The organism is Aquabacter sp. L1I39 (assembly GCF_017742835.1).
In the GTDB taxonomy this organism is placed as follows: domain Bacteria; phylum Pseudomonadota; class Alphaproteobacteria; order Rhizobiales; family Xanthobacteraceae; genus L1I39.
Genome location: NZ_CP072392.1, coordinates 4,923,519 through 4,936,817 on the forward strand (window position 1 = coordinate 4,923,519; position 13,299 = coordinate 4,936,817).

Below are 13,299 nucleotides of genomic sequence, written 5' to 3' on the forward strand. Positions count from 1 at the left end.
GGTGGGCGATGGCGGGGCGGCTGCTGGCGCGAGCGGCTGCCGGCGGCATCCGTTGCTCCGAAGGGAGGAGGGCAATGCCAGGAGAGCCGCGGCGCGGTCCTCGCCTTCCCGTTTCAGCCCAGATGGGCGTCGCACCACATGAAGGGATCGCGCGCAGGTCTCCGGCCGCCGCCCAGTGGTTTCACGCGCGCGGTGTGAGACGCGCCCGGGACAACGGAGTGGGAAGGCACGGCTTGAGAGCCTACTTTTCGGGCGCCCCGCCAACGTGCGGAAGGCGTGCGGAAGTTAGGGGGGGAGGAGGACGCCCAATGGCCCGGTCGCGGATCTTGCCGTCGATCCCCATTGTCCCGTGGCATCGATGGATGCCGGCCAAGGGCTATGCCTCAGCGTTCTGATATCGATCGCGAATGTCATCATTGCCGTGGCCCCCACCGAACGGAATGCGCAAATCGTGTCTTCGTCCTTGCCGGCAGGTAAAGCCTCCTGCCGCAGCGCCACAAAAAATGGGCCCCTACCACCCCGACCCACGGGCGCTTGCAACCTGCGAACCTGCAGTCACGGATGGATGGGACGTGTGGCTTAACCCTCAGGTTGCTGGCGGAACTGAGAAAACTCCCTGTCGCTTCGTTTCTAGTGGCTCTTTGTGGCACTGCGGTAACGGGGCCATGACGGTTCTCCCGTAGGGGAAGCGGGCGCGTGCGGTGCGGCAGGGCCCATGTGACCGAAGCGGTGCCCCAAAATGCGACGGGCGCCCTCAAGGGGCGCCCGCTTCGTCTGCGAGCTTGCGCTCGTCATCTGCAATTTGGCTCCTGCCATCGCGGGCGGAGCAGGCAGGACCTGGCCTCTCAGAGCGGCTCCACGTCATAGACGAGGGTGATGCCCGCCCGCACCGTGGTCTCGCCGGCCTCGACCGGCACGGCGGCGCGGTCGGCCTTGAACGCCATCATCGGCGCCGGCATGGCTCCGCCGGCCTCGACCGGCGCGATGCGGCGCAGGCGCACCAGACGCAGGCCGGCAGCCTGTGCCAGTTCCTGTGCCTGGGCCTGGGCGTCCTTCAGCGCCGCCAGGCGCGCCTGCTTCTCCAGCGCGGCGGGATCGGACAAGCTGAACCGCAAGCCGCCCGCCTGGTTCGCGCCCGCCTGGACCAGCCTGTCCAGCAGCCCCCCCAGCAGCGCCATGTCGCGCACCTTCACCGACACGCCGTTGCGCACCTCGTAGCCGACGACCTTGGGCGCCTCGCGGGAATTCTGGCCGGGAGACGTGTATTGAGGCTGGATGGACAGGCCGGATGTGGCGATGTCACGCTCCTCAATGCCGGCCTCCTTCACCGCCGCGATCACCGCCGTCATGGTGCGGGAATTGGCGGCGAGCGCCTCATCGGCGGTTTTGCCCGACGAGACCACGCCGGTGGTGAAGAGCGCCACGTCCGGCACCGCGCTCGCCTCGCCCTGGCCGTTCACGGTGAGGGTGGCGCGCGGCACCTCCTGTGCCTGGGCGGCACCGAGCGGCAAGGTGGCGGCCGCTGCGAGGCCGACGAGCGCCAGCCCGAAGGCCAGCGGCCGCGCACAGGCGAGCGGAACGTGCAGGGCCTCGCGCATCATCGAGCGCCGTGCGCCGGACGCGCGCCGGAGGGCAGGCAGGCCGTGGGCGGCGCGGGCGAAGCGGGGGCGGAACATGCGGTGTCTCCCTATGACTTTCATGGGTTCGGGCCGAACCGCCTCCCTGTGGGGCGCGATCCGCTGACGTCCCGATCCCTTTCACGCTGCGTCCCAGCGGGCCGCCGCACCGCCGGTCCCTCGCCGCCGGCCGCTGTCCTCTGGGATCGGACGGCGCCTATCACCACCCGCCGATCGCGGCGCCAATGGGGCGGCCGCCCGCGTTGTACACCGTCTCGCCACCCCACCCGGGTTGTTCCGCGCCCCGCCTGTTGCTAGGAGCAAGGATGGGGCCTGTAGCTCAATGGTTAGAGCTGACCGCTCATAACGGTCTGGTTGCAGGTTCGAGTCCTGCCGGGCCCACCACATCCACCGTCCGCCCGTGTCTAGCGGTGTCCGCAAACATCCGAGAAAATCAAGCGATCGTAATGATTTCAGGTGGGGGAAGTGTCCGCCGCCATCCGCCGTGGTCCGCTTGCAGCCACGTTTTTTGATGGTACCTTTGATGGTATCTGAAAAGACCATCAGTCCAGGTACCATCAATGCCGCTCACCGACACCGCCGTCCGCAATGCCAAGGGCAAGGAGAAGCCCTACAAGCTGGGCGATGGAGGGTGGCTCTTCCTGCTCGTGAATCCTGATGGCCGGCGCTACTGGCGCCTCTCCTTCCGCTTCGCTGGGAAGCAGAAGACCCTGGCCCTCGGCACCTATCCGACTGTCTCTCTCGCCGAGGCCCGCAAGCGGCGAGATACCATCAAGCAGCAATTGGCTGATGGCATCGATCCGAGCGTGGCGCGCCAGACCGAGAAGCGAACGGCAGCGGTCGCGGCGGCCAACACGTTCGAGCAGGTGGGGCGCGAATGGTTCCAGATGAAGCAGCCCGGCTGGGTGGCATCCTATTCTGATCGCCTCATGAGCCGCCTGGAGGCGGATGTCTTCCCCGCTTTGGGACCGCGCCCCATTCAGGACATCGACGCCCCCGAGGTGCTGGAAGTGATCCGGAAAGTGGAGGCGCGGGACGCCATCGAGCTGGCGAAGCGCGAGATGCAGGTGATCGGGCAGATCTTCCGCTTCGCTATCGCCACGGGGAGGGCGAGGAGAGATCCCACTCAGGATCTTCGAGGAGCACTCAAGTCGCCTGGGCGGCCCAAGCACCATCGTGCCATGCCGAAGGAAGATCTTCTCGGCTTTCTCCAGGCGCTAGCTGCCTATGACGGCGATCCCAGCACGCGGCTGGCGCTCAAGCTGATGGTCCTCACCTTCGTGCGCACCACGGAGCTGCGAGCGGCTCAATGGTCGGAGTTCGAGGGGCTGGACGGCGAGGAGCCTCTTTGGCGGATCCCGGCCCATCGGATGAAGATGCGTTTCGAGCATCTGGTGCCGCTGGCGCCCCAGGCCGTTGAGGTGCTGAACGAACTGCGCCCGCTTTGCGGTCGGAGCCCCCACCTGTTCCCCTCGCCGAGCAAGGAAGGGTTCATGTCGAACAACACCATGCTCTTTGCCATGTATCGGATGGGCTACCACGGGCGAGCCACGGTGCACGGCTTCCGTGGCGTGGCCTCAACGTGGCTCAATGAGGCGGGCTTTCATCCCGACTGGATCGAGCGGCAGCTCGCCCATGATGAGCGCAACGAGGTGCGCGGCGCCTACAACAGCGCGCAGTACCTCGCTGGGCGGCGGCAGATGATGCGGGATTGGGCCGATTATCTCGACCGGGCCGCAGTGGGGTAGGGCGCCCCATGGGCGCCATCTGTCATCTAAGTTATTATAAAATAATAATATTCACTATTTGTTCTCTTATATCCTTAAAGGCATATAAGAACAAATAGTGAATATTTATATATTTCAATTAGTTAAATGGGCGATGCATCGCCTCAGAGGGTGAGGATGGGTGGCGCTCGGAACGGGATGGGGAGCCGGTGGGTGGGTGGCTCCCAAATGGGCGGTCGGGCTTCCTGATCTCAGATGCCGTGCCAAAAATGCCAAAAATGCCAAAATTAAAATCAACTGTAATATCAGATACTTATATACCGCATTTCTGGCACACCCTCTGTGCCAGAAATGCTCTGGCTTTTGCCAAAATACCCCGGCAGCCACTTCCTGGCCCGCTTGCCCCCTCCATCCCGCCCCTTCAGTCCGCCGCCGTGAGGGCTGGGATGCCGCTCACATCCACGTCGCGCTCCGCGTGCCATAGGTCATGGGCGGCCTGCATGCGGACCCATAGGCCCGCCCCGTTGCCGAAGAGCTTGCCCAGGCGGACGGCCACTGCCGGCGTGACCGGCTTCTTCTCGTCTAAGATGTCGTAGAGGTGCTGGCGCGAGATGCCGAGCAGCCGGGCGATCTCCGCTTTCGGGCGGCCAACCGATGGGAGGATGTCCTCGCGCAACAGCGCTCCTGGATGGGTCGGGCAGCGCTTGGAAGCGCGGGAGGTGGGAAGCGGGTGAGACGTCATCGGTGGCTCTCTCAGTGGTATTGCTCAAAGTCAACCTGATAGGCGTGGCCGTCCTCGAAATCGAAGGTGATGCACCACGGGCCGTTGACATGGACGCTGTACCGGATCGGCTTGCGCTCCGGGAACGAATGGAAGTCGAAGCCCGGCACATTCATGTCTTCCGCCACCTCGGCGGCATCGAGGGCGTCCAGGCGCCGCAAAATCCGACTGTGCATCCGCTTGTCGATCCGGGATGTCCCGGTCTCCCACAGGGCGGCCAGCAGCTTGTTCCGAAACGTCCTGATCATGTCGGAAACTGTAAGCTATCAGCTTACATGTGACAAGAATTATCCCGCCCGTAGCGGTCCATTGGTGTCCGCCGTTGTCCGTATTTGTCCTTTAAATAATTGATATTGCTGTATTTTTTACTTCGTGACAGCATGTCGGCATGCTGAGCCTCAACCTGCGCCCCGGCGAGACCCTTCAGATCGGCGACGTGACCCTCGTCCTGCTGGAACGCAGCGGACGCGGCGGTCAATACGCGCGCATCTTCAGGCCGGGAACACCGATTTCGCGCAGACCTATCCCAAGTGGATCAAGAACGAGCAGGTTCAGGCCGGCGCCCGGCACTTCGCTGACGCGATAGGCGCGTATTCGGCGGGTGACATACCCGGCTTCCTCTCCGGGATCGAGCGCGCCTACAACGCGAAGGGCTACTTCGACGACAACGGAAAGATCGAGGTCACCAACATCCGGAAGGACCCGTCCGGGAAAATAATCGGCGCGGACATCGTCCACACGGACGCAGCCGGGAAGACCCAGACCCAGGCTGGCATGTCGCTGGAAGACCTGTACCGGGCCGCAACCAACTTTTTGGCCCCCGACAAGGTTCTGGAGCATGGCCTTGCAGCTGTGAAGGGCAAGGATGCTGCTGACACTGAGGTCGCCAAGGAGATCGCGAAGAAGCGTGGCGAGGCACAGATCAAGCGCGACGAGACGGCTGCCGGTGGCAACCCCTACGCCACGGGCGGGTTCAACGAGGGTCAGGGCAAGGCCGCGTCCTTCGCCGACCGGATGGCGGAAGCCGAAGGCGTGATCGGCCAGCACGAGGACATCAGTTCGGGTGTCAGCGGATGGATCGGCGGCGTCGCGGCCAATGCGCTGCCATCGGGCGTCGCAAACCAGCTTGCCTCGCCTGAGCGCCAGCAAGTCATTCAGGCGCAACGGAACTTCATCAACTCAATCCTGCGGCGTGAAAGCGGCGCTGTCATCAGCGAGACTGAGTTCGACAACGCCAAGCGCCAGTATTTTCCGCAGCCCGGTGATAGCGCCGACGTGCGCGCCCAGAAGCGCCAGAACCGCACCACCGCCATCCAGGGGATGATGAGAGAGGCCGGGCCTTCCTATCGCCCGCCGGGGCGGTGGGGCACCTCTTCAGCGTCCGCCGCGCCGCAGGGCGAAGAGGGGGTAGGCTCGAACCTGTTTCACGACCTGATCCCGTCCGGTGAGCCCAAGCCGGCCGAGAGGGAAAGCGGCCTCTGGAATAACCTCACGGCGGGCGCCAACGAAGCGCTCTACAGTGCGTTAGGCGCCCCCGTGGATGCCGCAGCCTGGGTGTTGAACAAGCTCGCCGACCAAGCGCGCGCGATCTCGGGGGCGCCGGTCCAGGCGATCAAGAACCCGATTGGTGGAAGCCAGTCCATCGCCGATGCTTTCAGCGCCATCGGCGTGAAAGATCCGAAGGCTGTAGAGCCCAAGGGTCCGCTGGAGCGCGCTGCCCGCGCGACGGGCGCCGGTGCTGCGGCGATCGACCTGAACGCGACCCAGGCCGCCATTCGGGCGGGATACAGTCCCCGGACCGCGCAGCAGATCGGCGACGAGAACCTGAGCAAACCTGTGATCGCCCGTGAAATCCAGCGGGCCATGGACGAGCGCGCTGCCCGGACGGGCATCACGGCCGACCGTGTCCTGCGGGAAATCGCCAAGCTGGCCTTCCTCGACATCGCAGGCGCCTTCGACGCGGATGGCGCGCTGCTGCCGTTGAAGGACATGGACCCCGACGTTCGTGCAGCCCTGGCCGGCCTGGAGATCGCCGAGATCACGAACGATGAAGGCATCGCCATCGGGCGGGTGAAGAAGATCAAGCTGGCAGACAAGGTCTCTGCCCTAACACTCCTCATGCGCCACCTGGGCATGCTGAACGACAAGCTGAAGGTCGCGGGCGACGCTGAGAACCCGCTCACGCTGCTGGTCAAGCAGCTCCAGGGCACCAGCATCAAGCCGGTGGCCAATCCCCTACCGGATGACGATGACTGCCCGCGCCTGATGTGAGAGTGTGACCGAGCCAGAGATCAGGACGAAGGGGCTGCCCATGGGTGGCCCCTTTCCGCGTCTGTTCGTAGCAGCCCGCAGACGTACACCGGCGAATTTGATGGTATTTTTGATGGTACATTGTCGTTTCAAATTTATCGAAGTGTTTGAATAATAAGCAGAAATATTGACTAATGTCCGTCCTGCCGGGCGCCCCACCACATCCACCGTCCGCCGCTGTCCGGCGGTGTCCGCGAACATCCGGTACGATCAAGGTATGTAGGGTGTTGAGGTGGGTGAAGCCCCGCCAGGGTCGGCCGTGGTCCGTTTGGCCGTCGGATCTTTTGGCGGCGCGAACGGAACACATGCTCACGCGCCAGCGCCGCCGGACGGCGTCCGGACCTGGCCGCTCCGCCGCTTTCGACGCGCCGCGCGCTTCATCCACCATATGGCGACGCCGGTGATCGACAGGCCGGCCACCACGAGCCCCATGACCGCGATGAGGATGCGCCCCGGCAGGCCGGCGAGCCGGCCGCTATGGATGGGAAACTGAAGCTGGAGGAAGGTGTCGCCCGCCGTTCCGGCGCCAGGGATCACCTCTCCCATGGGCGCGGCCGTGCGGCCGTCCAGATAGAGCCAGGGGCTCGTCATCATGTCCTCGCCGCTGCCGAACCGGACGCCGAACAGGCCGAAGGCTGGCGAATAGAAGAGATAGGTTGGCGGCAGGTGCCAGCCGCGTGCGTGCGCCTCCACCTGCGCCCGTGCCAGCACCACGTCATAGGACAGGCTCCGCGGCAGCGGCTGCGGCGGCAGGGGAGCGGCGAAGGGCGTCGGCGTGAGCGGCGAGAAAAGCTGGACCACCGGCTCGAACACCTGCGTGCGCAGGTTCATGGCGATGGAGGACACGGCCAGCACCATGAGCACCGCGAACAACCACAGGCCGGCGGCCCGGTGCCAGTCGAGGTTCAGGCGGAAGGCGCTGCCGCCCTTGATGGTGAAGGCGGTGCGCCACTTGCGGAAGAAGGGACGGCCGAGGGGGAAAGTCAGCGCCGCGCCGATGAAGCTGTCGAGCAGCCAGAACAGGGCCACGATGCCCATGACCAGCACGCCCAGGGCCCCCGGGAGGCTCAGGCTGTGGTGGAAATTGTAGAGGAAGGGGATGAGGTGCGCGCGTGAAAGGCAGCAGGCGCCCCAGACGCGCGTGCCGAGGATCTCCCCGCTCACGGGATCGAGGCTGAACCAGTCCGCCGACGGCTTCCCCTCCCGGGCCATGGCGCGCACTTCCACCGCTCCGCCGGCCATGGGCTCAAGACTGATGGACCATACCGACAGAAGCGGGTCGCGTGCCTCGACCTTGGCCGCCAATGCCTCGGGCGACAGCATGGGGCCGCTCGCCGTTGCGGCGTAGAAAGCGGGATTGAGCAGGGCGTCCAGTTCGCGGTTGAACGCGATCACGCTGCCTGTCAGCCCCGCGAGCGTGAGGAACAGGGCCGTCGTGAGACCGATGCAGCGATGCATCAGCACCAGCACCGGCCGAACCTTAAAGGTACTGCCGGCCGAGGGGGATGCGGTGTCCGCCTTCGCAGAGACGGACCGGGAGACTGGCATCACCAGCGATAGGCCAGCGTCCCGTAGACGGTGCGACGCGTGCCGTAGATGACCGAGTTCCAGTAGAAGCCGGGGGTGTAATAGTCGGTGTCGAACAGGTTGGTGGCGGCGATGGAGAGCGAGGCGCCCTTCAGCCGCCGGTCCAGCTCGCCGAGGTCATATTTCAGCGCCGCATCCACCAGCGTATAGCCTGGCACTTTCGCCTGCGCGCCGGAGACGGTCTCCATCACCGCATAGGAGCTGCCCACATAGCGCACGCCGGCGCCAAGGCCGAGGCCGTTCAGCGGGCCGTCGCGGAAGGTGTAATAGCCCCAGAGCGAGGCGGCATTCTGCGGCACGCCGGCCGGCACGGTGCCCACCTTCGAGGTCCCGTATTCGTTGGGATTGTCCTTGGTCACCTCGGCATTGAGATAGGTGTAGGAGGCGACCACGTCCAGATTGGCCGTGAGCTGTGCCTTGGCCTCGAGTTCCAGGCCGCGCACCCGCACCTCGCCATCCTGGATGGAATAGCCGTAATTGACCGGGTCGTTGGTCAGCACATTCTGCTGCGTGATCTGGAACACCGAGGCCGTGAACAGCCCCCGGAAGCCCGCCGGCTCGAACTTGATGCCGGCTTCATACTGGTCGCCCGTGGTGGGCTGGAAGGCATTGCCCTCGAAATCCGTGCCCGCCTGCGGGAGGAAGGAGGTGGAATAGCTGGCATAGGGCATCAGGCCGTTGTCGAACTTGTAGCCGAGCCCCGCCCGCCAGGTGAAGGCGGAGTCGTTGGCGATGGCCTCCTCATCGGTGAAGCCGTAAGCCGCCAGCAGGGTGCGGGAATTGAAATTGTATTCCTCGTTGCGCACCCAGTCCTGCCGCCCGCTCAGCGTGAGCAGCCAGTTGCCCAGCTTCATCTGGTCCTGCGCATAGACGCCCACCTGCAGCACCTTGCTTTGCGTGTCCGACCAGGGCTGGCCGAACGTGTAGGCGAAGTTGTAATCGGGGGCGAAGATGCTGATGGCGTTGTAATTGGTGGAATTGGTGCGGGTCTCGGTGGAGTTGTAGTATCCGCCATCCACGCCAACGAGCAGTTCATGGGCGATAGGGCCGGTATCGAAATTCCCGGTCAGCCGGTTGTCGATGAGGACGCTGTCCGCCGTCTTCGGGCGCAACTGGACGCCCACATTGATGTATTGGCCGTCCACCACCGCCAACGTCGCGTCCCAGCCCCAGGCGGAATTGTAGTCCACCTCCGAATGGGAATAACGGGCATTCTGCTGGAAGCGCCAGCCGCTATCGAATTCGTGCTTGAACTCATAGCCGACGGAGGAGGTCTCTACGTTCCAGTCGGTCAAATCGGGCGCGCCGAGATAGAGGCTGGATGAGATCTTCGGCCCGAGGTTGAAGATGGTGTTGGCCATGGGCAGGCTCTGCTCGGAGCCGCCCTTTTCCGTCTTCTGGTAGGAGGCCAGCACGGTGAGGCTGGTCTGCGCATTGGGCTGCCAGGTGACGGCGGGCGCGAAATAGATGCGGTTGTCCGGCGAAAAATCGATCTGGGTGCCGCTGTCGCGGAACAGGCCGGTGAAACGGTAAAGCCAGGTGCCGTCAGCCGTCGCCGGGCCGCCAATGTCGAACGCGCCCTGGAGGCGGTCGAAGCTGCCGCCGAGCAATTCGATCTCGCGCATGGGAACGGCGGTCGGCCGCTTGGTGATGGCATCCACGAAGCCGCCGGGCACCCCCGCGCCATAGAGCGCCGAGGACGGTCCCTTCACCACGTCGATCCGTTCAAGGCCATAGGTCTCGATGTCGGAATCATAGGCATTGAAGCCGGCGCGCAGGCCGTCGCGATAATAGGCGGCCTGGTTGATGGCGCGGAAGCCGCGCATATAGATGTCCGGCATGCCCTGACCGCCGGGATAGTCCACCACCCGCACGCCGGGGGTGTAGGCGACGGCGGAATTGAAGTCCTGCACGCCGCGTTGAACCATCTCCGCCTGCGTCACCACGCTCACCGACTGGGGAATGTCGATGAGGGGCGTGTTCGTCTTGGTGCCGGCGCTGGTGGCGAGCGCCACGATCTGCTGGTCGTCGGCGGCGCCGGTGACGTCGATGGTCCCGAGCGCGATGGCGCCGTCGGCGTCCGCCCCGCCCAGATTGGGTGCGCTGATGGTCACGGTATTGGCGCGCGTGAAGCGATAGAGCAGGCCGGTGCCCTGGAGCAGGCGGGCGATGGCCGCGTCCGGCGTATAGGCGCCGCTCAGGCCGGGGCTCTTGCGTCCGGCCACGAGGTCAGACGGGAACAGCAAGCGTAGCCCGGCCTTGTCGGCGAAGGCGGTGAGCGCCGTGCCGAGATCCTGGGGCGGGATGTTGAACGATATGGCCGCAGGTGGCGTGCCCTGCGCGCGGGCCGGCGCCGGCACAAGGGCGCCCAAGACAAGGGTTATCGCCACCGATGCCAGCCAGTTCATCCGTCCCGCCGCCCGCGCGCATCCCCCACCCATCTGCAAAGCTCCCTTCCGCGGCGCGCGGCACAGCCATCATGCGCGTCAGAAGCAAGGACGAAACGAGCGTGGGGAACTTGCAGCGTCGGGCACGAATTTTCTTCCGCGCAGCGCGGGTCAGAGGATGACGTTCAGCAGCGGCAAGCGCAGCACGCGCACCGGCAGGGTCTGCTCGATGGTCTCCAGCACCGATTGCGGATCGTTGAGATCGAACACGCCGGTCACCTCCAGCGCCTTCAGGCTGCTGCCCGCGATCACGATCTGGGTGTGGGTGTGCCGCCGCAGCTCGCTGACCACGTCTTCCAGCGGGCGCCGGTTGAAGATCAGCTTCCCGCGCCGCCAGGCGGTCGCCATGCTGGCATCGACGTTTTGGGGGGAGGTGATGCCGCCGAGGTCATATCGCACGGTCTGGTCGGCCCCCATGGTCGTGCCGTCCGGCGGTCCCCCGTCGATGCCCACCGCCACGACGCCTTCCACCACGGTGACCGCGACGCTCTCCGCGCGCATGTCGACGTCGAACACCGTGCCCACGGCCCGTGTCCAGCCATTGGCGGCCGCGACGACGAAGGGGCGGGCCGGGTCGGGCATCACCGTGAACAGCGCCTGGCCTTCCAGCAGCCTGATGCCGCGGCGCGCGCCGGAATAGTCCAGCGCCAAGCCGGTGCTGGAATTCAGCCAGGCCCGCGAGCCGTTGGGCAGCACCACTTCGCGCGCTTCGCCCACTCCGGTGGAATAGTCCGCCAGCATGCGCCGGCGCAGCGGGCCGGACAGTGTGGCGCCGAGCCCGAAGGCGGCGATGACGCCGCCGGTCATGAAGGCGCGGCGGGTGATCCGGCCGCGCCCCGCCTTCCCGTCCTCGCGCACACGCTCGCCCGCCGTGCCGAGGCCGTGCCACAAGGCTTCGGCTTCCTGGGCGGCGGCCTCATGCGCCGGGCTCAGCGCGCGCCAGGCCAGGAAGCCGTCGCGCTCGGAGATGCCGGCCGCGCCGGAATGCAGGCGCACGACCCAGTCGATGGCCTCATCGCTCAGGGCGATGTCTGCTCGGGGTGGGTGGCGCGAAACATGCATCGGTGAAGGGCTGTGAGGGTTCAGAGCGCCCGCAGGCAGTCGCGGCAATGACGCAGCGCCTGGGCCAAGTATTTTGCCACCATACTCTGGGACACGCCGAGGTGTGTCGCGATTTCCGAATGAGAGAGACCCTCGCATCGGTTAAGCAGCAGCGCGGTGCGCGGCTTTGCGGGCAACTCCATGAGCGCGCGCACCAGCACGCGCAGCTCGTCGCGGTGGAGGGCATAGGCTTCGGGGGACGGTGTCTGGTCGGCGATCTCGCGCAGCACGCTCTCATCGCTGAGGCACCGGGTGGCGTGGCGCTGCTCCCGCCGCAGGAGGTCGATGGCGATGTTGCCGGCGAGGCGCAGCAGGTAGGCGTGCTTGTCCTGTATGGTCGCCGGCTGCTCCGCCATGGTGGCGAGGCGCAGCCAGGTTTCCTGAAGGGCCTCTTCCGCCAGGTCCCGTGATCCGGTGCGGCGGCTGAGATGCCCGCGCAGCGTCCTCCACTGGTGCATGTAGGCCAGCATCAGATCAGAGGACATGGAAGGTGCCAGCGTCATTGAAATCTGGTCAATTCAGCTCATTCCGGATCTCTCGATACTTAGGGAAACAGACACCTCACCGCAATCAGTATGATTTAGAGTAATAATAGATGTAAGAAACCTTGGCCCCCCAGAGAGGCGGAGGCCGGCCTGTCAGGCTGTGCCTTCCCTGTGCCCCCCGGGTCCCCCGCTACGGCGTCATCACGATCTTGCCCAGCGCCGCACCGCTATCGAGCATGGCGTGGGCCTCGCGCACTTGGGACAAGGCGAAGCGGGCGGAAATGGCGGGCTTGATGGCGCCGGCTTCCAGCGCGCCGATCACCTTGCGCATGATGCGGCGGCGGGCGCTGCGATCATCATCATAGATGTGGAAGGAGAAGCAGCGCACGCCCGGGCACTTGCCCAGGTAGTGGCGCATCTCGCCGATCAGGTTCTCTTCCGGCAGGCCGGCGAAGGCGTTGTAGGACAACAGCGTGCCCCATTTGTCGAGCACCCGGAGATAGGAGGCGAAGTCCGGCCCGCACACATGGTCGAGAACCAGGTCCACGCCCCGCCCCGCCGTGAGCTCCAGCACCCGGTCCACGACCTTTTCGGAGCGATAGAAAATGACGTTGTCCGCGCCCATGGCGCGGGCGAAATCGGCCTTTTCGGGCGTGCTGACGGTGCCGATGACGTGCATGCCGGCCAGACGTCCCAATTGCACCAGGGCCGAGCCGACCCCGCCGGCGGCACCGATCACCAATACGCTGCCCGGCGCCTTGGGGCCGGAGGCCTCGTGGAGCAGGGCATAGGCCACCTGGTAATTGGCGAGGCAGACCGCCTCTTCGAATGCCACATGATCGGCGAGGGGGTGCACCGCATCGGCGGGGGCCGCCACATATTCAGCGTAGCAGCCGCCGCGCTGGCTCAGGTCCCGCGCGCTCAGCAGCACCTTCTGCCCGACCTTGAGATCCGTCACGCCGGCGCCCAAGGCGGCGATGGTGCCGGCGACGTCATTGCCGGGATTGGCGGGCAGCGGGGGCATCCACTTATAGACGCCCCGGCGGATCAGCGCGTCGGGCTGCCCGACGCCGAAGGCCGCGGCGCGGATGAGGATTTCACCGGCGCCGGGAACGGGCATCGGCAGGTCCACATAATCAAGAGCCTCGGGTCCTCCAGGCGTCTGCACCAGCACTGCTTTCATGACACGACACTCCCCCTTGTGCGGAAAGGCCGCCGGCCTCT

Annotated in this window: 11 protein-coding genes and 1 tRNA gene; 3 read left to right on the forward strand and 9 right to left on the reverse strand. The window is 65.6% G+C overall.

What is annotated here, in order from left to right:
* Positions 1 to 845: 845 nt before the first annotated feature.
* On the reverse strand, positions 846 to 1,676 hold the full coding sequence (locus tag J5J86_RS22285; RefSeq protein WP_247657766.1) for an SIMPL domain-containing protein: 831 nt from the start codon (positions 1,674 to 1,676) through the stop codon (positions 846 to 848).
* Between the two features lie 269 nt (positions 1,677 to 1,945).
* On the opposite strand from J5J86_RS22285, the gene J5J86_RS22290 reads away from it, so the two are divergent.
* Positions 1,946 to 2,021 (forward strand) — tRNA-Ile (locus J5J86_RS22290).
* A 176-nt stretch (positions 2,022 to 2,197) separates the two neighbouring features.
* Positions 2,198 to 3,385 (forward strand): tyrosine-type recombinase/integrase, encoded by a 1,188-nt coding sequence (locus J5J86_RS22295; RefSeq protein WP_209102248.1) that lies wholly within the window; start codon positions 2,198 to 2,200, stop codon positions 3,383 to 3,385.
* A 400-nt stretch (positions 3,386 to 3,785) separates the two neighbouring features.
* Here J5J86_RS22295 and J5J86_RS22300 read toward each other — a convergent pair whose 3' ends face one another.
* From J5J86_RS22300 to J5J86_RS22310, 3 genes are all read right to left on the reverse strand, one after another.
* Entirely contained in the window at positions 3,786 to 4,106 is a 321-nt protein-coding gene (locus J5J86_RS22300) for a HigA family addiction module antitoxin (protein WP_209102249.1), read from the reverse strand.
* Between the two features lie 11 nt (positions 4,107 to 4,117).
* Positions 4,118 to 4,393 carry a type II toxin-antitoxin system RelE/ParE family toxin gene (locus J5J86_RS22305; RefSeq protein ID WP_209102251.1) on the reverse strand — a complete coding sequence of 92 codons (276 nt, stop codon included), beginning with the start codon at positions 4,391 to 4,393 and terminating at the stop codon, positions 4,118 to 4,120.
* 226 nt (positions 4,394 to 4,619) lie between these two features.
* A complete protein-coding gene (locus tag J5J86_RS22310; protein WP_209102252.1) occupies positions 4,620 to 4,883 on the reverse strand; it encodes a hypothetical protein in 264 nt (87 codons plus the stop codon).
* A 36-nt stretch (positions 4,884 to 4,919) separates the two neighbouring features.
* Between J5J86_RS22310 and J5J86_RS22315 the strand changes: the two genes are divergently transcribed.
* Positions 4,920 to 6,416, forward strand: a complete 1,497-nt coding sequence (locus J5J86_RS22315) for a terminase small subunit (RefSeq protein ID WP_209102254.1) — start codon at positions 4,920 to 4,922, stop codon at positions 6,414 to 6,416.
* Positions 6,417 to 6,764: 348 nt separating this feature from the next.
* Here J5J86_RS22315 and J5J86_RS22320 read toward each other — a convergent pair whose 3' ends face one another.
* The 5 genes from J5J86_RS22320 to J5J86_RS22340 form a co-directional block, all read right to left on the reverse strand.
* A complete protein-coding gene (locus J5J86_RS22320) occupies positions 6,765 to 7,925 on the reverse strand; it encodes a PepSY-associated TM helix domain-containing protein (protein WP_209102256.1) in 1,161 nt (386 codons plus the stop codon).
* A gap of 77 nt (positions 7,926 to 8,002) precedes the next feature.
* Positions 8,003 to 10,450, reverse strand: a complete 2,448-nt coding sequence (locus tag J5J86_RS22325; protein ID WP_209102258.1) for a TonB-dependent siderophore receptor — start codon at positions 10,448 to 10,450, stop codon at positions 8,003 to 8,005.
* A 150-nt stretch (positions 10,451 to 10,600) separates the two neighbouring features.
* The gene (locus tag J5J86_RS22330) at positions 10,601 to 11,485 is read right to left on the reverse strand and encodes a FecR family protein (protein ID WP_247657768.1); all 885 of its coding nucleotides are present in this window, start codon (positions 11,483 to 11,485) and stop codon (positions 10,601 to 10,603) included.
* A gap of 86 nt (positions 11,486 to 11,571) precedes the next feature.
* Positions 11,572 to 12,075, reverse strand: a complete 504-nt coding sequence (locus J5J86_RS22335) for an RNA polymerase sigma factor (protein ID WP_247657770.1) — start codon at positions 12,073 to 12,075, stop codon at positions 11,572 to 11,574.
* A gap of 190 nt (positions 12,076 to 12,265) precedes the next feature.
* Positions 12,266 to 13,258: a zinc-dependent alcohol dehydrogenase family protein gene (locus tag J5J86_RS22340; RefSeq protein ID WP_209102263.1), complete on the reverse strand. Its 993-nt coding sequence runs from the start codon at positions 13,256 to 13,258 to the stop codon at positions 12,266 to 12,268.
* Between the last annotated feature and the right edge of the window lie 41 nt (positions 13,259 to 13,299).

Bases quoted from the DNA above. Each gene is read 5' to 3' on its own strand.
- J5J86_RS22340 (WP_209102263.1), bottom strand. From the start codon at position 13,258: ATGAAAGCAGTGCTGGTGCAGACGCCTGGAGGACCCGAGGCTCTTGAT.
- J5J86_RS22285 (WP_247657766.1), bottom strand. From the start codon at position 1,676: ATGTTCCGCCCCCGCTTCGCCCGCGCCGCCCACGGCCTGCCTGCCCTC.
- J5J86_RS22295 (WP_209102248.1), top strand. From the start codon at position 2,198: ATGCCGCTCACCGACACCGCCGTCCGCAATGCCAAGGGCAAGGAGAAG.
- J5J86_RS22300 (WP_209102249.1), bottom strand. From the start codon at position 4,106: ATGACGTCTCACCCGCTTCCCACCTCCCGCGCTTCCAAGCGCTGCCCG.
- J5J86_RS22315 (WP_209102254.1), top strand. From the start codon at position 4,920: ATGTCGCTGGAAGACCTGTACCGGGCCGCAACCAACTTTTTGGCCCCC.
- J5J86_RS22305 (WP_209102251.1), bottom strand. From the start codon at position 4,393: ATGATCAGGACGTTTCGGAACAAGCTGCTGGCCGCCCTGTGGGAGACC.
- J5J86_RS22325 (WP_209102258.1), bottom strand. From the start codon at position 10,450: ATGAACTGGCTGGCATCGGTGGCGATAACCCTTGTCTTGGGCGCCCTT.
- J5J86_RS22335 (WP_247657770.1), bottom strand. From the start codon at position 12,075: ATGTCCTCTGATCTGATGCTGGCCTACATGCACCAGTGGAGGACGCTG.